Genomic DNA, 22,439 nt, shown 5'->3' with positions numbered 1-22,439 from the left:
AAACTTGGTCAAGGCATTATTTGCTGCAAAAGCTAAGGGCGCAATAATGCGCCCTTACGGCTTATTTCATTTATTCTTACTGCGATTCAGCAGCCCTTTGCAGCCGCTGCTGTTTCAGTTGCTCTTCCTGCAACAAGAACTGCCGCCGTGCTTCTTGCTGTCTTTCCCGTTGCTGTAACATTTGTTCGACTTGCTCCGACTCGCCGCTAGAACCTCGCAACACAATCCTTTTAACGTCAGAGTCGTAACAAAGTGCAGGATTTAACGTCCAGGCACTGTAAGTAACACGGGTAAATAGTAGCGTACTTGCTGGACATTGCTCGTAGCCTTTAGCTGCCATCTTTGTTTGCCAGTACAAACTCATACCGTAGTAGCCTGTAAGCATTAGCACAAAGCTACCTATGATCAATCTGCCAAACAGTCTGTTTATCCTTTGTTCGTATACCTGCGCCTTAAAAGCTAGCCTTACAACTACCCAAATAATGAGTACTAAACAAAGAACACCTCCGCCAAATGCCAAGCCATGCATACTGCTGTGAATTATAAGCTGGCGACCACTTGCGATAGCCTGTGTATGGTATGACAGGTCAAACAACAACCCCCAAACAACAACTGGCAACAGCACCAGGCTTAAAAGCAGCAAGCCTAGTGCGGCCTTTTTTTGAGATTTAGTTAGAGCCATGGCAAAGGATTTCTTCGTAAGATTTGATTCATTTTTTCTATTGAGGCTTTGTAAAGCTGTCTTTTTACATATGTGGCGGATGAGGTCACAATATAGGCAATGCCATCATTCACCTTTTCTATGACTGAGCGCTCTTGATATTCAAACCAGCGGAGCAATGATTCCGTAATTTTAAAGTGATTATCGATTACATTTAAAAAATAACCTGTCAGTAAGGATATTGCGACACCAGCAATGATGGGAACAACAGCAACAACAGTTGCTCCCATTAGAGCTGCAACACCTACAGCTGCAAAATATCCAGCAGCGCTGGCTATGGTTATTTTAACTAAGTCGGTTGAGACGCCGGCTAACCAATTTGTCCAACGGTACTCGTCTTCAAACAACCACTGGATGCTATGTAACGTAACCGAGAAAACTACCGATACCAAAAAGCCGCTTTTGGCAGATTTTTTTAATCCCTCTGTACCTATTGCCATTTTCAACATCACGGTATTAGTGGCCAGATAACGTGTGCCCTTGATGATTAAGCGGGCCCGATGATTCCCTTTAAAAATAATATATGTCTGCCCGCCTTGTTTAACTGTCCGGTAGGTTTCAAAAAACCGGCTACCGCGTTTTAAGTCTGCTCCCAGCACAACGACAGTGGCTAAATCGTTACCAGCGGCCCCATAATCACGACCAGTGGCTAACAGTTGTTTCGCCAAATCTAAACCTGTCAAATCTTTGAACATCGCTTCAATTTGCGGCTGTGTCTTACCTTCATGCCGCTGCACAGTAAGCCAAAACTCTGTTAATTCACGCGCATTCAGTACATAAATATCAGCCTGACTTTCTGCCAAATCTTTTTCCAACTGCTGTTGAAACTGAATACGCTGCGCTTGCTGTTGTGCCAGATATGCCGTCATAAACATTCCTTGTATATAAAGAGAGAAGGTTATTTTAGAAAGGAACACAATAATTGCAACTTATTTGTTATTTTTTGGTGAAATTTAAAACCAACAGCTACTGAGGAACTGATAGGATGAAGCTATACCCCCTGCATTGGTTTAGCGTGAGTGATAGAGATACTACGCTGCCAGTAGATGATAAAAATCAGAGGTAGCCTGAATAGTTACGCCGACGGTCCAGACAAGCCAATGTAAACAACCTCTGCGCTATCGTCGCTGCTTAACTGTACAATGCCCGCTTCATTACTCAGGCTAAGTGTATGCTGCGCTTGCAGCGTTATGTGCTTTGCGCCCAGCACAGCATTTATGCTGCCGCTGGCAATATAGATAAGCGTTTGCGGGCTTAGCGGCAATGTTTGTACAGCACTGCCAATCGTCAGCACCTTCAACTGTGCCTGCACCGTATCACGGCGGGTCATCAGGTTAAAATCGCGCACTGCGCCCTTTAACAGCGTGCAGTGAATGGCAGTTTCACCGGCAAAGGAAAACGGCATAAGCGGCGCATCCAGCAGCTGCGGGTTATCACCCACGCCATGCAGGCTAAAGCCCTCGCCTGTCAGCAGTAAAATTATGCGATCGATATTATCAAAACAGGAAAACGGGCCATCACTGGCTACTTCGGCGATGGATAAACGCCATAAAAGCCCGTGCTCGTCATCCTGCCGGCACAGCTGATGGGTAATGCCACCACCGTTTTGCCAACGCTGGGTTTGCCACTGCGCTGGCGCTATCACTTCTAGACTCATATTGCCTCAATGAAAAAAACCTTACTGCCAGCGCAGGCATCAGCAGTTAGTTGCTGTGCAAATACAAAGTACCATTGGCCTGGATGATGCTTAACCATTGGTCAGACATCGCCATAGCCTGTTCAATTTCTTCTGTCGCAAATACTGACTGTGCCCGCTACTGAAACCAGTTGTAGCGATTGTACAAGTCGGTATCATCGGTGAGTTCCATAATCATCTGGTTAAACGCATAGGCTTGTAAGCGGCCATCTTCGCCTACAGTTTGCGCATAATGCAGTTGCGACAGCTTTATCAGCGCTTTGATACTGCCATGCTGTGCGGCAGACGATAAAAAGTCGACTTGCTGCTGCACAAAGCTGCCCCCATTTGAACCGGGTTATGCCTCTTAAACAGGGGCCCACATTTACTGAAAAAGTTACACTGGTCAAGCAGTTACAGCATACTTTTTAACACCTTGTCTTTTCGGATAATGTGATGGTGCAAGGCCGCGCCGATATGCAGTGCTATCAGGCAGATAAGCGCAATAGCAAATACGGAGTGCAACTCACGAAACAGTGCGTAATTGTAAATATTCACATTAAGTGCTGCAGGTAGGCGGAACCAGCCGAACACATCAATAGGCCTGGCGGCAAAGTATTGCATCAGGTATCCGGAAACCGGCATGGCAAACAATAAACCGTACAGTAACCAATGTGAAACCCGTGCCGACATTTTCTGCCAGTGGCTTAAATCATCTGGTAAGGCAGGTATAGGTTGGCGCAGGCGGTTTATAAGGCGCATACTTACCAGCAGTGCGGCAATAACACCAAACACTTTATGTGCAGTAAGTACCGTTAACTGCCAGCCATCCAATGATGCCACCATTAATAAACCCGCGGTTAGCATGGCAAAAATTAATGCCGCCATACCCCAGTGAAATAAGCGCATTGACAGTGAAAAACGCTCGGTGTTAGTCATTTTCTGGCTCCTTTAATGCACCTGTTAACTGTTCGGTTGCCCGACGGCGATAAGACTCTGCATAAGCTGAAGAGCGTGCACGTAAGATCGGATCTGCTGTTGCTTCAATGCCGGTTGGCAACACCAGTGGGTCAAAGTTAATGGCATGGCACCCGCCTTCCAACTGAGCCGTGGTATTGTTTATCACTATCTGGCCAGCCGTAATTTTTTGCCGGCTGTCGGGCCAGGCTTTAGTGGCATTGTTTTCATCATCAGCAGCATCGGCCAGGGTAAATACCCAGTCAAATACCACATTGCCCGCCGCAACCCGGTTAGCAATTTCATTTTGTAGTGCATCTACGTCTTGTGCGTCTGTTGTAGCTACAGTTACTGTCGGTTGCATAACCCAGCGCACCGCTTGTTTTTTGCCGTTCTGGTTTATCAGATAAAAAGCATTAATACTGTTATAGGTTTCAGACGCGAAACTGCCACTTGCCTTATATTGGGCGGCCCAAGCCAAAAATTCTTTGCTTTCAGGGTGTTCAGAAAAAAATTGTTTTATTGCCGCAGGTCCGGCCTGAATAGCCAGTATTTGCTGATAAAACGTATGCGGCTCGGCCACAGCCATTACCGGTGGTGTATTCATAGCAAGGCGCCATTGCTCGGTACTACTGATTGAAAAACTCAGCGCCAAACTGCGCACTGGAGCTTTTAAATCAGGTGCAGTAGGGTTGTTACCCGCAATAGATAACCGGCCAGTAAACGGCGTAACGCCAGGCTGAAACACCGGTGCTTTTGAATAATCACTTAGCTGACCATTCGAACGAAACTCACCACTGACACAAATACCTTTAGCATGCGCCCGGCGAAAGCCCGGATAAACAGCATTTCCTTGCTGTAAATCGACAAATTGTTGTGCGGTCACGTTAACAGGCACTTCCGTTGTCTGGCCAATTAACGGCGTTAACAGCAGCGCCCAGATTAATTTTTTCATACTGAAACGTCTCATCTTTTAATTTATTTTGATTTTAAGATATATGTTGTCTAAGCACTTTTAGCTTAGCCAAAATGCATAATTTAAAAAAATCAACCAGCAATGGGCAAAAGAAATACCCGGCTTTAATACATCAGGCATGCAACTTATAGGCAGGATCCAGATTGTGCCTCACCACAAGACCCGGGCAGTAAGCAATATATTTCGCCAACACGGCCTAACCGATGCGGGTTTAACGCTATGCCATGCAGTGATATATCAGCATCGGATACAAGGTTATTGCTGTAAAATGGTGCCCGGTGCCATAATTGCCTTCAGGCTAACCCGGCTACATATAAGCGGCAGTAATAATAAAAAAGGACAGTTATGAGCAAAACCAACAGCGGCGCCCAGGCTTATCAGCAACAAGAACAGGGTTATCGCGACAAGGCGTTAAAAATGTACCCCTGGGTATGCGGCCGTTGTGCCCGTGAGTTTGTACACTCTAATTTGCGTGAATTAACCGTGCATCATATCGACCACAACCACAGTAATAACCCAAGCGATGGCAGCAACTGGGAATTACTGTGTATTTACTGCCATGATAACGAGCACAATAAATTCCACGAATTTGTGCTGTATGGCGGTACTACCGAGCAAAAAGTGGCGGCGGCTACCCATAACCCTTTTGCCGATTTAAAAGCGTTGTTGAATAAACCTAAGACTAAATAGCCTGTTACATACTACCCTGCCCGCTAGTCGCTCAGAATAATAACCACTATTACAAGCAGCGCACCGGCGGCCAATTGCGCTAACGTCAGCAGCGGCAATAGCGCAGTGTCCGGCGTTAGCAAGCTGTTGTAGCCAAACAACAGTGCCGGTGCCGGCAGGCTAAACAGCATGATGACCAGGCTGCGCCGGTGCTGCCACAGCCAAAGCCTGATTTTTTGCCGTAATGTCAGTTTCAGCATGAGGCGTTACTCCTGTCCAGCGTATTGCGTGCCTGCATCATATAGGTTTTTACACTACCCAGCGGGATCTGTAGTTTAGCTGCGATTTCAGTTTGCGAATACCCATAAAACTCAGCATAAACAAAAACTTGCTGTTGAATAGTTGATAACGTCGCAATCAGCGTAGCGGCATCCAGATGCGCGGCGGTGTTGTCGGTATGGCTTAGCGCGTCGGGCTCTGCAGCGAACCAGCGATCTTTGAGCCTGGAGAAAATATTACCTGAGCGTTTAGCCTGCAGCATTTCATTGATAGCAATCCGCAGTAACCAGGTAGAAAACTGCGCTTGTTGTTGAAACTGCTGAATATTTAAAAAGGCTTTAACGTAAGTTTCCTGCACCAAATCATCGATGTCGTGACGCTGACCGGCAGATTTAAACGCCAGAAAGCCGCGCAACTTAGTGTCATAGCGGCTAAACAGCTCATTAAAGGCCGCCGTATCGCCCGACACCTGCACAAGGGCAACCAGTTGCTCAACCGATGCCTGTTTTAGCGACACAGCATGATCTTAATTCAGCCTTTGCCGATCAAGCCGGGCCAGCAGTAAAAACGCCAGCCCCAACAACGCCGGTAGAATGGCAATGCCGTTTAACGCGTCGTTTAAGTCCAGATTGCCATTTTGGCGAAAATCGGCAAAGTACGAAAACGCCAGAATACTGCCTGACAGCACCAACAAGAACACCCCTTTACGGGTATCGCGGTTGGCGGAAAAAAAGTGCAGCGCCACTTCACGGATCGTCTCTGGCGGCAAGGTTAGCTGCTGTTGTAGTGAGCGTTCCACCATCTGCAAAAACAGGCGCTTTTTCTTGTAGTTATACAGCAGTATTAGCCCCATCAGCGCGACCAGGGCGCTGAAGACGATAAGCGGCACCAAAATTTCTGCCCATTCTTGTCCATTCATACTTATATGCTTAGTTTCGTTGCCACAATTCTGCACCAAGGTACAACCGGGGCAGCAGCTGTTCAAGTACCGCTGTGGCATTATCACCATTCATAAAAATCACATAACCGTTTTGGCTTTGCGCTGAGAAGACGGCTAAGGTGGACACACCAGGGTCACGGCCGCTATGCAGTAGCAGCGACTCATCGCCGGCAAAGCCACTGAAAATCTCCCAGCCCAGACCAAAATAATGTTGTGGCCCGATGCTGACATGATGCGCTTGCATGTCCTGATACACCGCCGGCATTGCCTGCTGTTGTGCCATTACAAACAGCATAAACTTGCTGTAATCCTCTACCGTGCTGATCAAATTCGCGGCGGCATTTGCCTTGTAGTATTTTTCGATTGCAAACGCCTTGCCGCTACTGTCGTGGTTGCGGGCATAGCGGTGTTCATCAACCCCTTGTGACCACCAAAAATAGGTATCGGTCATACCTGCGGGTTCAAATACATATTGCTGTGCCAGGGCTTCGAGCGATTGGCCAAATTTGTGCTCCAGTGCGCGGCGTAAATATTCAAAGCCTTCACCGGAATACTGATGTTGCGTGCCTGGTTTAAATTGAAAACGCAATCTGTTGTCTGCTTCCAAATAACGCCAGTTGGCAAAGCCGGTCTGGTGCGTCAGCACAATCCGTGGTGTCAGCAATAAATGCTTCTGGTCGGCTTTAATATCCGGGTCAACCCAGTAGGCGGCAAGGGGTTCGTCAAGCTGCAGCTTGCCTGCTGCAACCAAGCGCAAAGTCAGCATGGTTACCACAGGTTTGGTTAACGAGGCCACTTTAAACAGGGTATTTTGTGGTGCCAGCGTACCCGGTGTCAGCTCGCCATACACCTGAGTGGACACCAGTTTGCCATGTTCAATAATGCCAAGGCCCAGCGCCGGCACCTTATGTTGTTGCAGCAAACTAACGATAGTGGTCGCTTCAGCCGGTAACTCCTTAGCTAACAGGCCTGTAGCAAAAAGAATGCTGCAACACAGTGCAGCACAGTGGCGAATTACATTTAGTTTAAGCGTCATAATAAGTTCCGGTGAGTTAATCTGAAACTTAGATGCACGCCGGATGCGCTTTGGATTTAATTCGGCAAAATATTTTTCCGCAGCCGGTTATCCAAGTGCAATGTTAAACATATATTCGCTTACTTTAGCGCCCGGCGATATGCAGTAAACGCTCAGCCTGCAGCTTTAGCGCCTGCTTTAGTTCCGGCGGTTCAATGATGCTGAAATCAAACGGCAGCTGGCTTAACCACTGTGCTAAGCAATAACAGCTGTCGGTGCGGGTGTTTAGCAATAAGCCCTCGGCCTGCGGCTTTAACATCGATGCCGTTTCCCCCATCGCCTGTGCAGCAGTGTGTTTATCGGTATGCAACATAACCTGCACATCTATATTGCCCGGCATGCCGTACAAGCTCTGGGTAAAATGTTCGGCCGAATCAAATTGAGCCGGCCGGTTAAAACTATGGTCCAGCAATTCTATATGTTGCAGGCGGTCGAGCCGGAAGGTACGCAGTTCTTGCCTCAGGTGACAATAGCCACTCATATACCAGCGTCCGCTGCGAAATAACAAACCATAAGGGTCAACTTGCCTGGCAACCGGCGCTTGTTGATAAGAGGCATAACGGATAGTAACCGAACGCTGCTGCTCCAGTGCATCTAATAACGGCGCTAAGTGCTGGCCGGCTGTTTCAGCGTCAGATGCCGGCAATATTAACTTAATAGTGTCGGCAATAGCGCGGGAGCGGGATTTCAACTTAGCCGGCATAACCCGCTCCAGCTTGGTCTGAACACTGCTGATAGCCGCTTGTGTATCGGCCAGATTAAGGTTGTGTGCGGCCAACAAGCCCAGCGACAGCGCCAGGGTTTCATCATTGGTAAACATCATTGGCGGCAATTTAAAGCCGGCCACCAGCATATAGCCGCCATCGCAGCCTTGCTCGGTAGTAACCGGAATACCTAACTGCTCCAGCGCCTGAATATAACGCCGCACTGTGCGTTTATCTACGCCCAGCCTTACAGCTAACTCGGTGCCGCTTAAACGGCCGTGTGATTGCAGCAGCTCAAGCAGGCTAAGCACACGGATAGTCGGGCCGCTCATTGGTATCTGCGCTTAAACATTGGCTATTCCTGTCGCTACTGTAAAACACAAATATAACCGACAATTAGGACGCATTCTGTCCTATTTTAGTTTTACAGTACCCCGGTAGCGAAAAAACCGCCAACAAACCACACTTATTAACCACGAAAAATAAGCAATAAGGAATAAATAAAATGAAACCAATCACTTTATATACCAACCCACAGTCACGTGGCCGCATTATCCGCTGGATGCTGGAAGAGCTAAATGTGCCTTACAACGTAGAGGTGCTGCAATATGGCCCTGAAATGAAATCGGCAGAATTTCTGGCACTAAACCCGATGGGCAAAGTACCGGTAATTACCCACGGCGATCTGGTGATTACCGAAGCGGCAGCCATTTGCGCCTATCTGGCCGATCACTTTGCCGACAAGCAACTGGCCCCGGCTTTAGATAGCCCACAGCGGGGCAGTTATTACCGCTGGCTGTTTTTTGCCGCCGGCCCGCTGGAAATGGCTACCACTGCCAAAGCATATAACTGGCGCCTTGATGCCGACAACGCAGCAGCCGTAGGTTGTGGCCTGTATCAGGATACGTTAAATGCGCTGGAAACTGCGTTAACACAGGGGCCGTATATTTGCGGTGAGCAATTTACTGCTGCCGATGTGTATGTGGGCAGCCATATTGAGTGGGGTATGATGTTTGATACACTGGAAAAACGGCCCGCGTTTACCGAATACGTACAGCGGTTGCAAGCACGGGAAGCTGCCATTAAGGCCAATCAACTGGATGATGCCCTGCTGACAAAGCCAGCGTAATTATTCTTTGCCGGAACGGCCCTGTTGCCAGGGCCATTTACCGGTTAATTCCAGCTCCAGCGTAAAGCTTAAAAAGGTACGGATTAACACCACCAGCGCCAGCACGCCCACCGTTTCAAATGTTAACTCTACGGCTACAGTATGAATAATGTCGGCCGCGATTAAAAATTCCAGCCCCAGCAGAATGCCGCGCCCCAGCTGCTGGCGCATCTGTTGCTGAATATCACTTAGCGAATCACCTTTGACCAGCCGCCGACCACCATGCGCCAGTGCATACAGCGCAATAATGCTGATAATAGCGATACCCAACAGCTCAATAGCAACAGCACATAATTCCGGCAAATTGCCGGCAATGTTAGTTATTCCGTCTGTCATATAAGCTTCCTTCTGTTAAACGGAAAACCCGGCTGGCGACTACTTTGGCAGTAGCAACGCCTCGTCAACCGCAATAAACCGCGTAGCGGCTTTTACCAGTGCGTGGGCAGTTAAGCCTTCTACACCGTATACCTCTACTTCGGTTTGGTACTTAGTGGTAAGTTTGTCTGCCAGCAGGCCGAAATCACCATCGCCAGAGGCTAGCACCAGTACATCGCTGTGCTGGCCGTACTCGATAGCATCCAGCGTTATACCCACATCCCAGTCACCTTTGGCGCTGCCATCAGCACGCTGAATAAACGGCTTTAGTTTTACCTCAAAACCGATGGCACGCAGGATGTTTTGAAACTGTCGCTGCTTTTCATCACCGCGGTCTATGGCATAAGCAATGGCTTTAACGACAGTACGACCGGCGGTTACCTGGCGCCAGAAAGCGTTATAGTCAAAATTGCGCTGCCAGACTTCACGGCTGGTGTAGTAGATGTTTTGTACATCTACCAGAATGGTAACACTGGTCATGGCTGGCCTCTGCTTGGTAAAGCCTGTAAGCTAACCGGCAAAGCAACAGGGCGCAACCCTTTTAACGCTACCACACCAAAGCTGTTTTATTTGAACCATCCTACACAACTACATACAAACCCACTGAAAATATTATCTAAATTTGTAATAGTCAATTCGAAAAAACGATTAGCACGATAGACAAAACTGGCTTTCGCAGTTAACCCTTCAGGTCTATAGTCAATGCATTATTAAAGCGGGTACATGCAGTAACCCTAAAGAAAGCACACGTTGCGAGGAGTAAAATATGGACAATAACAACAATGGCTCAGCCGGAAAATGCCCGGTGATGCACGGCGGTAACACCAAAGTTGGTGGCGCCGGTACCAAAAATATGGACTGGTGGCCAAACCAGCTTAACCTGAAAATTTTGCACCAGAACGACAAAAAATCGAACCCGCTGGGTGAAGATTTTAACTATGCAGAAGAGTTTAAAAAACTTGATCTGGCGGCAGTAAAAAAAGATCTTGAGCATGTAATGACCGACTCCCAAGACTGGTGGCCGGCAGATTACGGCCATTACGGGCCTTTAATGATCCGTATGGCCTGGCATGCCGCAGGCACCTACCGCACCGGTGATGGCCGTGGCGGCGCCTCTACCGGCAACCAGCGTTTTGCGCCGCTAAATAGCTGGCCGGACAACGGCAACCTGGATAAAGCCCGCCGCTTGCTATGGCCGGTGAAAAAAAAGTACGGCAACAAATTATCCTGGGCCGACTTATTTATTCTGGCCGGTAACGTCGCGCTGGAATCAATGGGCTTTAAAACCTTTGGTTATGGCGGTGGCCGGGTTGATATTTTTGAGCCGGAAGAAGATATTTACTGGGGCGCTGAAACTGAGTGGCTGGCCACCAGCGACAAGCCTAACAGCCGTTACTCCGGCGAGCGCGATTTGGAAAACCCGTTAGCGGCTGTGCAAATGGGCCTGATTTACGTTAACCCGGAAGGGCCGGATGGCAAACCTGATCCATTAGGCTCTGGCCGTGATGTACGTGAAACCTTCGCCCGTATGGCCATGAATGACTACGAAACCGTCGCTTTAACCGCCGGTGGTCACACCTTTGGTAAATCGCATGGTGCCGGTGATGCCGCCAATGTAGGCGCAGAGCCTGAAGCGGCACCCATTGAACAAATGGGCTTTGGCTGGAAAAACAGTTTTAAAAGCGGTAAAGGCCGCGACACTATTACCAGTGGTATTGAAGGCCCCTGGACGCCAACCCCCACCCGTTGGGATCACAGTTACTTTGGCGTATTGTTTGGTTATGACTGGCAGTTGGTTAAAAGCCCGGCCGGTGCGCATCAGTGGGCAGCAGTAAACCTTGCTGACAGAGATCATGCGCCGGATGTTGAAGATGCCAGCCAACGTACCGTCCTGGCGATGACAACTGCCGATATGGCCATGCGTGAAGACCCGGCTTACCGTAAAATTTCAGAGCATTTTCATAAAAACCCGGCCGAGTTTGCCGATGCCTTTGCCCGTGCCTGGTTTAAATTAACCCACCGCGATATGGGGCCAAAATCGCGTTATCTGGGGCCGGAAGTCCCAGCTGAAGATTTGATCTGGCAAGATCCGGTACCAAAGGTAGATCACGAGCTGGTTAATGATGCGGATATTGCTCAGCTAAAAACTACTATTCTGGCATCCGGTTTAAGCGTATCACAACTGGTATATACCGCCTGGTCGTCAGCTTCTACCTTTCGTGGTTCAGACTGCCGCGGTGGAGCCAACGGTGCCCGTATCCGCTTAGCGCCACAAAAAGACTGGCAGGTAAACCAACCGGCACAGTTACAACAGGTGCTTAGCGTGCTGGGCACTATTGTGCAAAACTTCAATGCTACGCAAAGCGGTAATAAAAAAGTGTCGCTGGCCGATATTATTGTGCTGGCAGGTGCAGCCGCAATAGAAAAAGCCGCAAATGATGCCGGTGTAACAGTGGCGGTGCCTTTTGCCCCTGGCCGCACCGATGCTACAGACGAGCAAACCGATGCAGAATCGTTTGATGTGCTGGAGCCGGTTGCAGATGGCTTCCGTAATTATATGAAAAAGGCTTACACCATATCGGCAGAAGAAATGCTGCTGGACAAAGCGCAACTGTTAACCTTAACCGCACCGGAAATGACAGTGTTAGTCGGTGGTATGCGGGTACTGGATGCGAACTACGGCCAGAGCAAACACGGTGTATTTACGGCAAAACCCGGCACGCTAAGCAATGACTTCTTTGTTAACCTGCTGGATATGAATACACAGTGGGCTCCGGTGTCAAAAGACGCGCAGCAGTTTGAAGGCACGGATCGTAAAACCGGTCAGGTAAAATGGACTGCCAGTCGCGTCGATCTGGTTTTTGGTTCTAATTCACAACTGCGCGCCATTGCCGAAGTGTATGGCGCCAGTGATGCGAAACAAAAGTTTGTCACAGACTTTGTAAAAGCCTGGACCAAAGTAATGCACGCCGATCGCTTTGATTTAAAATAATCACTGCCATAGATGGGTTATAAGCAACAAACGGGCGCCTACATAGCGCCCGTTTTTTTATAGCTACTTTTTTATAGCTACTTGTTTATGGGTACTTAAGGTGAACTGTTGCGCAGCTTACTGATAGCCGCCGCCAGGCTGGCATCAGATACCTCGCCCATATGGCTGTCTACCAATTGGCCCTGCGCATCAAAATACAGCGTTACCGGCAAGCCGAATGCGCCAAACTGCTGCGGCACCTGCCCGGTGGTATCCAGCAGTACCTGTGAAAACTGTAACGACATTTGCGCTAAAAACTGTTTTACCGTGTCGGCAGGTTCACGCTGGTTTATCAGCACAAAATTAATATCGGGGTTGTTTTGTTCTGCTTTAGCTAATACTGGCATTTCACGCCGGCATGGCGGACACCAGGTGGCCCAGAGATTAACAACGGTAAGCTGGTCTTTACTTTGCTGCAGGTTGACACTATCGCCATCTAACTGCGACAGCACGATATCGGGCAACTGCGCCTGTTGCCTGCCTGCCGTCACCACGGTTATCAATACTGCAAACAACGCTACGGCCGACAGCGCCCCGCTTAATAAGGCTTTGCGTTGTTTGGGATAACGCTTTATTTGCAGCATAAGCATTATCATGGCTGCCAGTAAGGTGGCAGAAAAATCAAAGCCGCGGTCGCGGATATCCAGCATTTGCCAGAACGAGTCATAACTTTGTATAAACCGCAGTACAAAAACAATACGGCCAAATAGCAGGCTTACCAGCAACACTGTTAGTAACTGATCAGTAACCGGGCTTTGCTGCCTTTTCGCCACCAGCGAGGCGACAATCAGGCCCACTACAACACTAAACAACAACAGCAACGGCGGCACCGGTAGCGCCAGCGGCCCTATATTAATGGCAATCATAACTCTCCGAATATGGCGGTTAACCCTGGCACAATGCCACAAACTGCGCGTTGAGTAACTGGCGTAAATCTGCTGCGCTTAGCTCAATTTCCAGCCCGCGCCGCCCGGCGCTGACGTAAATAGTGGCAAACTGTTGCGCCGAGCTGTCTATAACGGTAGGTAACAGCTTTTTTTGCCCCAGCGGGCTTACACCTCCTAATACGTAACCGGTGCTGCGCATCACATCAGCCGCATTAGCCATATCGGCTTTTTTTGCCCCCAACGCTTTGGCAAGCTGTTTCATGCTGAGCAGCTGATCTACCGGCAATATTGCCACCGCCAGTTGTTTGCTATCCAGACTTAACACCAGAGTTTTAAATACCTGCTGCGGCAATAGGCCAAGCTTTTCAGCGGCTTCCAGCCCGTATGAAGCTGCTGCCGGATCATGCTGATACTGATGCACCTGATGCGCAATACCGCGCTGTTTTGCCAATTCTATTGCCGGGGTCATACAGCGCTCCTTTTGCATATTATTCGATTTTACCTGTTAAAAGTTGAGTTATTTCGCAACTTTTAATCTATTGCATAGCACGGTTAGCAAGCGTAGCCTGAACATATTATTTTGCCAACGAGCACAGCGCAATGACCCCAACTCTGGCACCTGTATTGTATTTACCCCACGGCGGCGGGCCCTTACCTTTACTTGGCGACCCAAACCACCATACGCTAACCCAATTTATTAGCGGGCTTGGCCATAAACTGGCTACACCTGCCGCCATACTGGTAATTAGCGCACACTGGGAAACTGCCCAACCTAGCCTCACTGCAGCTGACAACCCGGCATTGTTATTTGATTACTCCGGCTTTCCGGCGCAAAGCTATCAGCTTAGCTACCCGGCCCCGGGCGCACCCCAACTGGCAGCCGAAATAGCAGAAAAGCTGCAGCAAGCCGGTTTTAGCCCACAGCTAAATACCAGCCGTGGCTGGGATCATGGTGTTTTTGTGCCGCTACTTATGCTGCGCCCGCAAGCTGATATTCCTGTGCTGCAGTTATCATTGCTAAAAGGCCTTGATGCCAAAACGCATATTGCGCTGGGTGAAGCAATTAGCTTTTTACGCGCGCAAAACGTGCTGATCATTGGCTCGGGTATGAGCTTTCATAATATGCAGGCGTTTTTTAATACCAACCTGGTTAGCGATGCGCAGTTAGAGGCGTTTAATCAGTATTTTATCGACAGCCTGCAACCACAGTACAGTTATGCTGAACAGGCGAAGCGGCTGATTAACTGGCAGCAGGCACCTGACGCCCGGCTAATGCACCCGCGCGAAGAGCACCTGCTGCCGCTGCACGTTTGCTTTGGCGCGGCCAAAGCGACACCGCAAGCCACAGTGTTGTTTAACGATAAGGTACTAAATAAAGCTGTACTGGCGCTGGAATGGTAATAGCTTGATTTGGTTTCAAAGCTATATCGTTACATACTGCTGGCAAGATCTCTTTATTAAGTCCTGCTGGTAACTGTTTTAACTCAGGTAGCGATAAGCCACGGCGCACCTCTTCTGTCCCTTCAATGATTTGCTTAATCCAGGGGACGAAAAAAGAAGTTCTTGTATAAATTTCACTCACACCATATTTACCAAGAGTGCCGCTTTCTACCCTGGAACTGATACCAAGCAGAAAATACCCCTCTGTATCCTTAATAAAAGCCGGGCCACCGCTATCGCCACTACCTGACACCCCCTCCAGCGGCAGGGCATTATCTCCACTATCGAATATAAACCTCAGGTAAGCATCTTGCGCTGAAACAACTTTATTTTGGGCTTTGCGCAACACGCCGCCATTTTCGTAGTTGTCTGCCGTTTGGCCTGCTTCGCCGGTCCCCGTCCCGCCAATACCAATAAACCAGACATTGCTCCCTGCTTCATTTGTATCTTTATAGAGTTTTGCCGGCTCAATGTTCCTGACCTTTTCTGTCAACTCAACCAGTGCAATGTCATGACTTATACCGGGTTGATATTCGTTATGAATGTAGGCTCTTTTCACTTCATAGAGCCCATCTCCAACTTTTACAAACCGTCCGGCATCAACACAAAAAGTGGCATGGGCAGCGGTGATTATCCACTCGGGTTTGATCAGGGTTCCATGTGCCCCATCCAGATAAAATGTAGCCAACGGCGGAAAATCTGCAAAGCTGGCTATGTACTTTGTATCATCTACATCATGCCGGATCACAATAGCATCCGCAGCAGCACAGGCAATAGCAACAAGTAGCAGCAATATTGTACGCATAGTATTCCCAGCCAATTGGTATTAGAGCATGTTATCGGTTAGTTATTGGTTCACAGGCAAATGCTTAATCAACCAATCCTTGAAATATTGCACATTGGTGTAGTAATCAATTGCACCCTAAAAGCCCTCTTGCCAGTCTGTGGCTTCGGTATTTTGCCACGAACTTACACCAATAATGGAAATTGAATGTAACGCACGCAGAAGGCGCGTCGCTCTTGCTGCGTTTGTCATATGGTTTACTGCTTGGGTCTAAGAGTTTCAATAAATTGTGCGTCTACCCAGAATATGTCTACGTTTTCATGGTTGCCCGGAGTCAAATTCCTATTGAAAAAAAGATATTTACCATCCGATGTTACACTGGCCATTGCTTCCCAGCCTTCGGTATTTATTTTGTCGCCTAAATTAATGGGTTCCCCCAATGTATCATCTTGCTGTCGATAGCTGATATAAAGATCTGAGTCGCCATAACCCCCTTCTCTTTTACTATCAAATATCAGATAAGATTCATCTGCGGCTATGAAGGGATGAAAACTTTTTCCACTATTGATCTCTTTCCCCAGCAGCTTGGGTTCTTCATATTTGCCATCTACCAATCGTGAATACCGGATATCTCCGGTAAAATCTCTTTTGAATTCATCAAAATAGTAAGTCCCTTTTGAAGATACAGATAGTCGCATGATAGGCAATTTGTCGAAAGGAGCACCCAGTGTTTTCACTTCAGACCAACCAGTCTCGATGCGCTCCTTGTAACGCTTCCCCAAATGCATGGTTTTACCATCTGGCGCGATCAAAGGGGTTCCCACCCTTGGCGAAACAACTGATTCATGCCACCGACTATTGGTATTTATAAAAACAACCATTTCTTGCTTTTCGCTGTCCTTGCTATCTCGAACGAAATAAAACTCATTGAGTTCAGGCGTGAACACCCCATTAACTTCCCAACCTTCAGTAGAAACAATGCCAGGTGCAAAAATTTCTGGCGTTGAACCGGGGGGCTTTTGCCCAAGGTAAGGGCCTATTAGCACTGGAGATTCGTTTTCTGCATAACTTTCGCCAACGACAAATAAAGCTGAAAACACCAGAGCCGCTGACATATAAATACGCTTCATAATTTATCCTTATTAAAATGTGGTTGATATAGCGCTCGGCGCTTATATTTCCACTCGCACTAAAGGTGTTTGTTCACCGCTGTAAATACTGACAGGAACCAGTAGTTGCTTACCAAGCAGCTCTCGCAGTTCAAAGTAGTCCTCTGTGCACTCATAAGAAAATGAATTATTCTCCCGAAACAGCAATTTTCGTGTATCACCCTTGCCTGATTTAGCATAGAGCTGCCCATTATCGAAAGTAACAGTCATAACCGTATCGTCTGCTCCTTTGTATTTACCAATTAACGCTTTGGCTCGCTCTGCAATACTTTCATTAGTTATAGGTGCGGGTGAAAAGCGCAACTGCCTTGCAATCAGATCCAACAAAGCCGGACCAGGATGAACAGTGTCCTTGTTACTAAATGCTGTTGCAAATAAGTCACTTTTGGGAAAATAGATAGACCATGCCATAAAACCCGGCACTTGCCCTTGATGGCTGTATGATGGTTGATTGCTTATTGGGTAAACATCAAAGCCAAACCCATAATTTACTGTTTCCCCAGTGTTTAATTTAGCTTTTGTTGTCATCAGCTGATAATTTTCCGCCGAAATTACTTTTCCTGAAATTAAAGCCTGATGCCAACGGCTCATATCTTTGAGTGTTGATGCGACAGCACCTGCAGCATAGATCCAACTGCGATCAACGACCTCTGGGTTGCTGTTTTCACTGGGATTTCTGCTGGCGGCAGTATAGCCTTTGACGATTTTGTCTGTGGTTTCCCCGTCAGTGATCACAAATGAATTCACCATACCCAAGGGAGAAAAAATGTGCTGCTGTAAATACCCGCTGTATGTCAAACCAGAGGCAACTTCAATGACTTTACCCAGCAGCAAATACCCGGTATTTGAATATAAGTAAGCTGAACCTGGCTCTGCCAGCAGTGGCATCTTACTCACACTTGTGATTACCTCGTTAATGGGTTTAAATTTTCCCCATTGCTGTCTGACCCTTGCATCAGTATTGTAATTTGGCAGCCCGGAAGTATGGCTTAAAACGCTTTCAATGGTGAGCATCGAGTATTCGGATGGAATACCAGGAATAAAATCACCAAGCGTGTTTTGTAATGATAACTTGTTATTTTCCCAAAGCTGCAGAATTGCAGCAGCCGTGAACTGCTTTGTCACCGAGCCGATTTGGAAAATATGTTCAACCTTTAATGGATCACGGGATTTAATATCGGCAATACCTATGGCGCCACTAAAAATAAGCTCGCCCGATTGCTCAATCCTTACTGCAAGCCCTGGCTCATTTGAGGATGCATGGCAGGCCAACATGGACTGAAAATCGTGTTGCTTTGCATTCACGCAAGTGACAAAAAAGAAAGAAACTATTAGTAACTTTTTTTGCATTAGCATCAGTTAACACTCCGTCGTACAGAAATATAACAGCGTTATCTGAAGACACTGCTGTTCGCTGATTAAACTAATCAGTGCTCTGGTTATGCTTTTTCTGCGACGGTACTACATTAATCCGCTCCATATCTGCGGGAGTGGTATCCGGTTCGAAATCCAGCTGAACCCGTTGAGCCTTATGCAGCTGGCCTGTGGCGGTATATTTCCATTGTTGCACCGCAAACAACGCCTCTTTAACAAATATCTTTTCAGGCATCGCTTTAATAACATCGGCATTGATCACATTACCCTGTGCATCAACATCAAACTGGATCTGCACATAACCGGTAATTCCCTGCTGAGCTGCCGCCAGCGGATAACGCGGTTCAACCCGTGATACGGCAGTAAGCTGAGTGGCTTTGTCTGCACCGGCCTGCGCAGGTTGTTGCAGCATCAGTGTCGTAGCGATAACCAGCGCCAGCGCAGTTAATACGGCTGTTTTACTGAAACCTTGCTGTTGTTGCAGCAGCTTAATACGTTGTTTCATAGTATTAAAGTCTCCGTAATGATGAGTAAGCGGCCACCAGTTTACTGATGACTGCTGTGTACTGCTTAGTAAGGCATAACCATAAGCAATTCTTTCTGCCTTGCTGGCATATTTTGTTACCACTGCATCGCAGGCCAGCTCCTGGGCGTTGCGGTATTGCCGATACGCCAGCCACACCAACGGGTTAAACCAAAACAGGCTAACCAAGACCAGCGCCAGGTAATTCAGATGTAAGTCGCCCCGGCGCCAGTGTGTCAGCTCATGCTGCAAAATAAGCTGCTGCTGGGTGGCATCAAAGCGGGTAAAAAAATCATGCGGCAGCACAATTCGTGGTGTAATTAAACCGGTGATATAAGGACCGCTGCTGTTATCTGCCTGACGACAGTAAGCTGGAATATTATTGCCACTAAGCGGCGTTGCACGGTTAAACTGAGCGCGGCCGCTGATATAACTAAGCAACAAAAAACTGCTGCACAGCATTACCCCGGCCAGCCATAACCCAAACAGCCAGTTAAAGCTGTCTGCCGCCGCCGTGAGTTGCTGTATTCCTACCTGATAGTGCTTAATGGCGCCCGCTTCAACAACCTGCGGCAGTAACGGGGTAATAGAAGCGCAAAGCAGCAGAAGTGGCACTGCAGCCCACAGGGCATATAGGGTGCGAGCCCCGAGGGGCTTAAGCAGATATTGCTGTGTTAACAGCAAAGCGATGAGCAGTAGCGATAACGGCACCGACACGTGCAGCAGATAATCAGTCATGGTGCTGCTCCCAATCAGCAATCAATTGCTTTAGCTGCTGCACATCATCGGCGTTGAGTTTATTCTGGCTGGCAAAGCCCGCAACCAGCGGCGCGACACGGCCGGCAAATATACGCTCGACAAAAGAGCGGCCCTGCTGCAACTGATAATCCTGCTCGGCAATAAGCGGGTAATATAAATAGGCCCTGCCATCTTTATCAAAGCCCAGTGCACCTTTACTTACCAGCCGGTTCAGCAGTGTTTTTACGGTTTTCTCGTGCCAGTCTTTGTCATTGCCCAGCGCCGCAACCACGTCGTTGGCGCTTAGCGGCTGACGCTGCCACAACACCTGCATTACGCTAAGTTCGGCATTGCTTATTTCGATCATATAAAAACACCTTATAGATTACATCTGTAATACACTTAATATTACAGATGTAATCTATAGGCGCAAGCTGTTGCTAAAATTATTTTTCAGCTATCTGCAACTAGGCGCTCTGTCGGGCAGCAGTTAAAGGTGTCACCCAGCATAAATTTTTGCCGGTATTGGCTGGGGGTCAGTTCGGTGTAGTTAAGAAATAACTTGCGAAATGAGCTGACATCTTCATAGCCCACTTGCAATACAATTTGCTCTATTGGCTGGTTAGTGGTTTCCAGCAAACGCTTAGCTTGCTCTACCCGTAAGCGCTGCAAATAATTCAGTGGCGTGTCATTCAACGCGGTTTTAAAGCGGCGCAGCAAGGTGCGCTTGGTCAGATGAAACTGCTCTGCTAACTGATCCAATACAAAAGGCTGCGCCAAATGCTGGTTAAGGTAGGCTTGTATTTGCACAATTAACGAGTCGTTGTGCTGCAAACCGATGGATAAATCCATATAGGGTACCTGCGAGGTGCGGTTGGGATCGGTCAGCATAATTTTTGCCATCTGCCGGGCAAACTGCTCGCCGGCTAACTGTTCGGTTAGCGCCAGGCATAAATTAATATAAGAGGTAGTAGCTCCGGCAGTTAGCAGGTTGCCGTCCTGCACCAGCAGTTTATTCAGTTGCAAATGCACATTGGGATACAGGCTGCGGAATATTTCTTTAAAAAACCAGCTGCTGGTGGCATTGCGATGATCCAGCAAGCCGCTACCCGCCAGGATATAAGTACCGGTACAACTGGCCGCAATTAAACTGCCCCGCTCTGCCGCCTGGTGTAAACCACTGTAATAGGCTGCTGATTGCGAGGCCAGTGCTGCCAGCTCGGCACGCCGGTAAGCATAAGCTGGCGGTAAAATCAGGGCATCAGCCTGTTGCCACGGGTGTGGCTGAACAGCTAATTCGACACCTGGCTTTAGTTTAAGCGCCATACCGTCTGGCGACACCGGATAGCAATGAAACAACGGCGTTACTGTTTGATGCTGCAACGCCCAAAGCACATTGCAATATTCAAAATAGTCCAGCAGCGCAAATACATCGCTGCTGATGCTGTTGTGGTTAGCCAGTATAGCAATCTGTTTCATCTGTTTATCCTGCGCAGGCAACTTGTCACTATTCACCTTATTTTTATCAATAGTGACACTGCATTATTGCAAAGGCAAGGCCTAGAATAGCCGGGAACTTAACAATACCGATGGGAGGCAGTATGAACAGCTTTACAACAAAATGGCTGAGCATAGCCGCATGGCTGGTGAGCTGGCTGGTTATTTTCTGGATCAACTTTGCCGCAGAGTTATCACTGATGATGCATTTTTTTGCTATACCGGTGTTGCTGATCAGCACAGCATTGGGTGCTGGCCGCTATCTGGAGCACTCTGATCACAACAGCGATGACTGAGCAGTAAACAGCCGTTACAATCAGACAATATTATGACGGCGGAATAGCACAGAATGACCAGTTGGCAAATTGCAGGCGCCTTTAGTGCATTGGCGGTTTTACTGTACTTTTATCCACGCGAGTTTTTACCCAAACTCAAGGCAGAGCCAGGTTACCAGCATTTTGTTTTAGCCTCTGCTGTAGTGCTGAGTTTATTGTGGAGTGTGCAGGCCGGTATTCAACCAGGGCTGAACTTGCATTTTTTGCTGCTAACTACGCTGGTGCTATGTCATGGCTGGCGTATTGCAAACTGGATTTGCCTGCTGCCGATGCTGTTACTGATAGCTTTTGGCAAACTGCACTGGGCTGATGCCGGCTTATATGCGCTAAGCAGTTTTATTCTGCCGGGTTTATTTAGCTATACGTTGTTTTTGGCCAGCTACCGTTACTTAACCCGTCACCTGTTTGTTTATATTTTTGTCGCTGGTTTTCTTACTGCGGCACTAACGATAGTACTGCAAATCAGCCTGACATCGCTATGGTTTGGTCTGGAAGGGCGTTACAGCTGGCATATTATAACCAATGATTACTGGCTGTTAGCGCTGCTGATCTGGTTTCCCGAAGCACTGCTTAATGGCAGTGCAATAACACTGATGGCCATTTACCGGCCACACTGGCTGCGCACCTTTTATGATCGGGAATATTTATCACCCGAGCGTTAAAATCAGCACAAAAAAGCGAAGCACCTGGCTTCGCTTTTTAATGTCGGATGCTTAAAACATCCAGGTTTGCTCATCCAGTACTGGCTCTTGTTTTTCCAGCTGTTTTAGCCCTTTAACACTGCGGATAATTAACCACACCAACCAGAATAATAAAACTAACCAACCTATCAGGACTACAGACAACACCGTACCTGCAATCAAAAATACCAGCCCCATCCAGAAAGTACGGATTTGAAAACGATAATGGCTTTGCAGCCATTCCGGGCCATCTTCTTTATTAACATAAGCAATAATAACGCCGATAATACCGGTAATACCAAACACCAGGCCTACCAGATACAAAATATACACCAGCTTTGCTGTTGACGAATTGACTGCTGGTACCGCATTAAAGTCATTCATGACCTACTCTCCTTTACTTCAGCTATTGTTTTTTTAATAAAACCAGCGTCAACCTCAT

28 protein-coding genes are annotated in these 22,439 nt (G+C 47.9%); 6 read left to right on the top strand and 22 right to left on the bottom strand.

Annotation, left to right across the window (positions count from 1 at the left end; genetic code table 11):
- Nucleotides 1-76: 76 nt before the first annotated feature.
- The 6 genes from AR688_RS06400 to AR688_RS06375 all read right to left on the bottom strand — a co-directional run bounded on the left by AR688_RS06400 (nucleotide 77) and on the right by AR688_RS06375 (nucleotide 4,308).
- Entirely contained in the window at nucleotides 77-682 is a 606-nt protein-coding gene (locus AR688_RS06400) for a hypothetical protein (RefSeq protein WP_068230654.1), read from the bottom strand.
- Nucleotides 673-1,590 (bottom strand): hypothetical protein, encoded by a 918-nt coding sequence (locus AR688_RS06395; RefSeq protein WP_068230651.1) that lies wholly within the window; start codon nucleotides 1,588-1,590, stop codon nucleotides 673-675. The genes AR688_RS06400 and AR688_RS06395 overlap by 10 nt, the downstream gene beginning before the upstream one ends.
- 206 nt (nucleotides 1,591-1,796) lie before the next feature.
- Entirely contained in the window at nucleotides 1,797-2,378 is a 582-nt protein-coding gene (locus AR688_RS06390) for a HutD/Ves family protein (RefSeq protein WP_068230649.1), read from the bottom strand.
- A 157-nt stretch (nucleotides 2,379-2,535) separates the two neighbouring features.
- Entirely contained in the window at nucleotides 2,536-2,730 is a 195-nt protein-coding gene (locus tag AR688_RS06385; RefSeq protein ID WP_068230646.1) for a hypothetical protein, read from the bottom strand.
- Nucleotides 2,731-2,810: 80 nt separating this feature from the next.
- Nucleotides 2,811-3,335: a cytochrome b gene (locus AR688_RS06380; RefSeq protein WP_068230643.1), complete on the bottom strand. Its 525-nt coding sequence runs from the start codon at nucleotides 3,333-3,335 to the stop codon at nucleotides 2,811-2,813.
- A complete protein-coding gene (locus AR688_RS06375) occupies nucleotides 3,328-4,308 on the bottom strand; it encodes a catalase family peroxidase (protein WP_068230640.1) in 981 nt (326 codons plus the stop codon). Before AR688_RS06375 ends, AR688_RS06380 begins: the two co-directional genes overlap by 8 nt.
- Nucleotides 4,309-4,674: 366 nt before the next feature.
- On the opposite strand from AR688_RS06375, the gene AR688_RS06370 reads away from it, so the two are divergent.
- Entirely contained in the window at nucleotides 4,675-5,019 is a 345-nt protein-coding gene (locus AR688_RS06370) for a YajD family HNH nuclease (RefSeq protein WP_068230637.1), read from the top strand.
- A 23-nt stretch (nucleotides 5,020-5,042) separates the two neighbouring features.
- Here the strand turns inward: AR688_RS06370 and AR688_RS06365 are convergent, their stop codons facing one another.
- The 5 genes from AR688_RS06365 to AR688_RS06345 all read right to left on the bottom strand — a co-directional run bounded on the left by AR688_RS06365 (nucleotide 5,043) and on the right by AR688_RS06345 (nucleotide 8,328).
- Nucleotides 5,043-5,258 carry a hypothetical protein gene (locus AR688_RS06365; RefSeq protein WP_068230634.1) on the bottom strand — a complete coding sequence of 72 codons (216 nt, stop codon included), beginning with the start codon at nucleotides 5,256-5,258 and terminating at the stop codon, nucleotides 5,043-5,045.
- The gene (locus AR688_RS06360; protein WP_068230633.1) at nucleotides 5,252-5,794 is read right to left on the bottom strand and encodes an RNA polymerase sigma factor; all 543 of its coding nucleotides are present in this window, start codon (nucleotides 5,792-5,794) and stop codon (nucleotides 5,252-5,254) included. Before AR688_RS06360 ends, AR688_RS06365 begins: the two co-directional genes overlap by 7 nt.
- A gap of 9 nt (nucleotides 5,795-5,803) precedes the next feature.
- Nucleotides 5,804-6,196, bottom strand: coding sequence for a DUF6249 domain-containing protein (locus AR688_RS06355; protein WP_068230632.1), 393 nt, complete (start codon nucleotides 6,194-6,196; stop codon nucleotides 5,804-5,806).
- A gap of 10 nt (nucleotides 6,197-6,206) precedes the next feature.
- Nucleotides 6,207-7,253 carry a serine hydrolase domain-containing protein gene (locus tag AR688_RS06350; protein ID WP_068230631.1) on the bottom strand — a complete coding sequence of 349 codons (1,047 nt, stop codon included), beginning with the start codon at nucleotides 7,251-7,253 and terminating at the stop codon, nucleotides 6,207-6,209.
- Between the two features lie 124 nt (nucleotides 7,254-7,377).
- Nucleotides 7,378-8,328: a helix-turn-helix transcriptional regulator gene (locus AR688_RS06345; RefSeq protein WP_068230629.1), complete on the bottom strand. Its 951-nt coding sequence runs from the start codon at nucleotides 8,326-8,328 to the stop codon at nucleotides 7,378-7,380.
- Between the two features lie 173 nt (nucleotides 8,329-8,501).
- Between AR688_RS06345 and AR688_RS06340 the strand changes: the two genes are divergently transcribed.
- Nucleotides 8,502-9,125: a glutathione S-transferase family protein gene (locus tag AR688_RS06340; RefSeq protein WP_068230626.1), complete on the top strand. Its 624-nt coding sequence runs from the start codon at nucleotides 8,502-8,504 to the stop codon at nucleotides 9,123-9,125.
- Here the strand turns inward: AR688_RS06340 and AR688_RS06335 are convergent, their stop codons facing one another.
- Together AR688_RS06335 and AR688_RS06330 are read right to left on the bottom strand one after the other, a co-directional pair.
- Nucleotides 9,126-9,500 carry a DUF1622 domain-containing protein gene (locus AR688_RS06335; RefSeq protein WP_068230624.1) on the bottom strand — a complete coding sequence of 125 codons (375 nt, stop codon included), beginning with the start codon at nucleotides 9,498-9,500 and terminating at the stop codon, nucleotides 9,126-9,128.
- Between the two features lie 39 nt (nucleotides 9,501-9,539).
- Complete coding sequence (locus AR688_RS06330) at nucleotides 9,540-10,019, bottom strand: NYN domain-containing protein (protein ID WP_068230622.1); 480 nt, start codon at nucleotides 10,017-10,019, stop codon at nucleotides 9,540-9,542.
- A gap of 286 nt (nucleotides 10,020-10,305) precedes the next feature.
- Between AR688_RS06330 and katG the strand changes: the two genes are divergently transcribed.
- Nucleotides 10,306-12,531 carry a catalase/peroxidase HPI gene (gene katG / locus AR688_RS06325; protein WP_068230617.1) on the top strand — a complete coding sequence of 742 codons (2,226 nt, stop codon included), beginning with the start codon at nucleotides 10,306-10,308 and terminating at the stop codon, nucleotides 12,529-12,531.
- A gap of 95 nt (nucleotides 12,532-12,626) precedes the next feature.
- Here katG and AR688_RS06320 read toward each other — a convergent pair whose 3' ends face one another.
- Both AR688_RS06320 and ybaK read right to left on the bottom strand, forming a co-directional pair.
- Nucleotides 12,627-13,436, bottom strand: a complete 810-nt coding sequence (locus AR688_RS06320) for a TlpA family protein disulfide reductase (protein WP_068230616.1) — start codon at nucleotides 13,434-13,436, stop codon at nucleotides 12,627-12,629.
- 19 nt (nucleotides 13,437-13,455) lie between these two features.
- Complete coding sequence (ybaK, locus tag AR688_RS06315; protein ID WP_068230615.1) at nucleotides 13,456-13,926, bottom strand: Cys-tRNA(Pro) deacylase; 471 nt, start codon at nucleotides 13,924-13,926, stop codon at nucleotides 13,456-13,458.
- 131 nt (nucleotides 13,927-14,057) lie between these two features.
- Between ybaK and AR688_RS06310 the strand changes: the two genes are divergently transcribed.
- Nucleotides 14,058-14,858, top strand: coding sequence for a DODA-type extradiol aromatic ring-opening family dioxygenase (locus tag AR688_RS06310; RefSeq protein WP_068230611.1), 801 nt, complete (start codon nucleotides 14,058-14,060; stop codon nucleotides 14,856-14,858).
- Here AR688_RS06310 and AR688_RS06305 read toward each other — a convergent pair.
- From AR688_RS06305 to AR688_RS06280, 6 genes are all read right to left on the bottom strand, one after another.
- Nucleotides 14,812-15,702: a S1 family peptidase gene (locus AR688_RS06305; RefSeq protein WP_068230609.1), complete on the bottom strand. Its 891-nt coding sequence runs from the start codon at nucleotides 15,700-15,702 to the stop codon at nucleotides 14,812-14,814. The genes AR688_RS06310 and AR688_RS06305 overlap by 47 nt on opposite strands.
- 236 nt (nucleotides 15,703-15,938) lie before the next feature.
- The gene (locus AR688_RS06300; RefSeq protein WP_068230606.1) at nucleotides 15,939-16,811 is read right to left on the bottom strand and encodes a PD40 domain-containing protein; all 873 of its coding nucleotides are present in this window, start codon (nucleotides 16,809-16,811) and stop codon (nucleotides 15,939-15,941) included.
- A gap of 42 nt (nucleotides 16,812-16,853) precedes the next feature.
- Entirely contained in the window at nucleotides 16,854-18,206 is a 1,353-nt protein-coding gene (locus tag AR688_RS06295; protein WP_156420218.1) for a serine hydrolase domain-containing protein, read from the bottom strand.
- 67 nt (nucleotides 18,207-18,273) lie between these two features.
- Nucleotides 18,274-19,485 (bottom strand): TonB family protein, encoded by a 1,212-nt coding sequence (locus AR688_RS06290; RefSeq protein ID WP_068230601.1) that lies wholly within the window; start codon nucleotides 19,483-19,485, stop codon nucleotides 18,274-18,276.
- On the bottom strand, nucleotides 19,478-19,852 hold the full coding sequence (locus AR688_RS06285; RefSeq protein WP_068230598.1) for a BlaI/MecI/CopY family transcriptional regulator: 375 nt from the start codon (nucleotides 19,850-19,852) through the stop codon (nucleotides 19,478-19,480). Before AR688_RS06285 ends, AR688_RS06290 begins: the two co-directional genes overlap by 8 nt.
- 86 nt (nucleotides 19,853-19,938) lie before the next feature.
- Nucleotides 19,939-20,964 (bottom strand): GlxA family transcriptional regulator, encoded by a 1,026-nt coding sequence (locus AR688_RS06280; protein WP_068230595.1) that lies wholly within the window; start codon nucleotides 20,962-20,964, stop codon nucleotides 19,939-19,941.
- A 122-nt stretch (nucleotides 20,965-21,086) separates the two neighbouring features.
- Between AR688_RS06280 and AR688_RS06275 the strand changes: the two genes are divergently transcribed.
- Nucleotides 21,087-21,278 carry a hypothetical protein gene (locus AR688_RS06275; protein ID WP_156420217.1) on the top strand — a complete coding sequence of 64 codons (192 nt, stop codon included), beginning with the start codon at nucleotides 21,087-21,089 and terminating at the stop codon, nucleotides 21,276-21,278.
- A 53-nt stretch (nucleotides 21,279-21,331) separates the two neighbouring features.
- Nucleotides 21,332-21,979, top strand: coding sequence for an energy-coupling factor ABC transporter permease (locus AR688_RS06270; protein WP_068230590.1), 648 nt, complete (start codon nucleotides 21,332-21,334; stop codon nucleotides 21,977-21,979).
- Nucleotides 21,980-22,030: 51 nt separating this feature from the next.
- Here the strand turns inward: AR688_RS06270 and AR688_RS06265 are convergent, their stop codons facing one another.
- The gene (locus tag AR688_RS06265; protein ID WP_068230587.1) at nucleotides 22,031-22,381 is read right to left on the bottom strand and encodes a DUF4870 family protein; all 351 of its coding nucleotides are present in this window, start codon (nucleotides 22,379-22,381) and stop codon (nucleotides 22,031-22,033) included.
- Between the last annotated feature and the right edge of the window lie 58 nt (nucleotides 22,382-22,439).

The sequence above is a fragment of the Rheinheimera sp. EpRS3 genome (assembly GCF_001513785.1).
Taxonomy (GTDB): Bacteria; Pseudomonadota; Gammaproteobacteria; order Enterobacterales; family Alteromonadaceae; genus Alishewanella.
The sequence above is the reverse complement of the archived record's forward strand: the minus strand, read 5'-3'. Positions and strand labels throughout refer to the sequence as shown.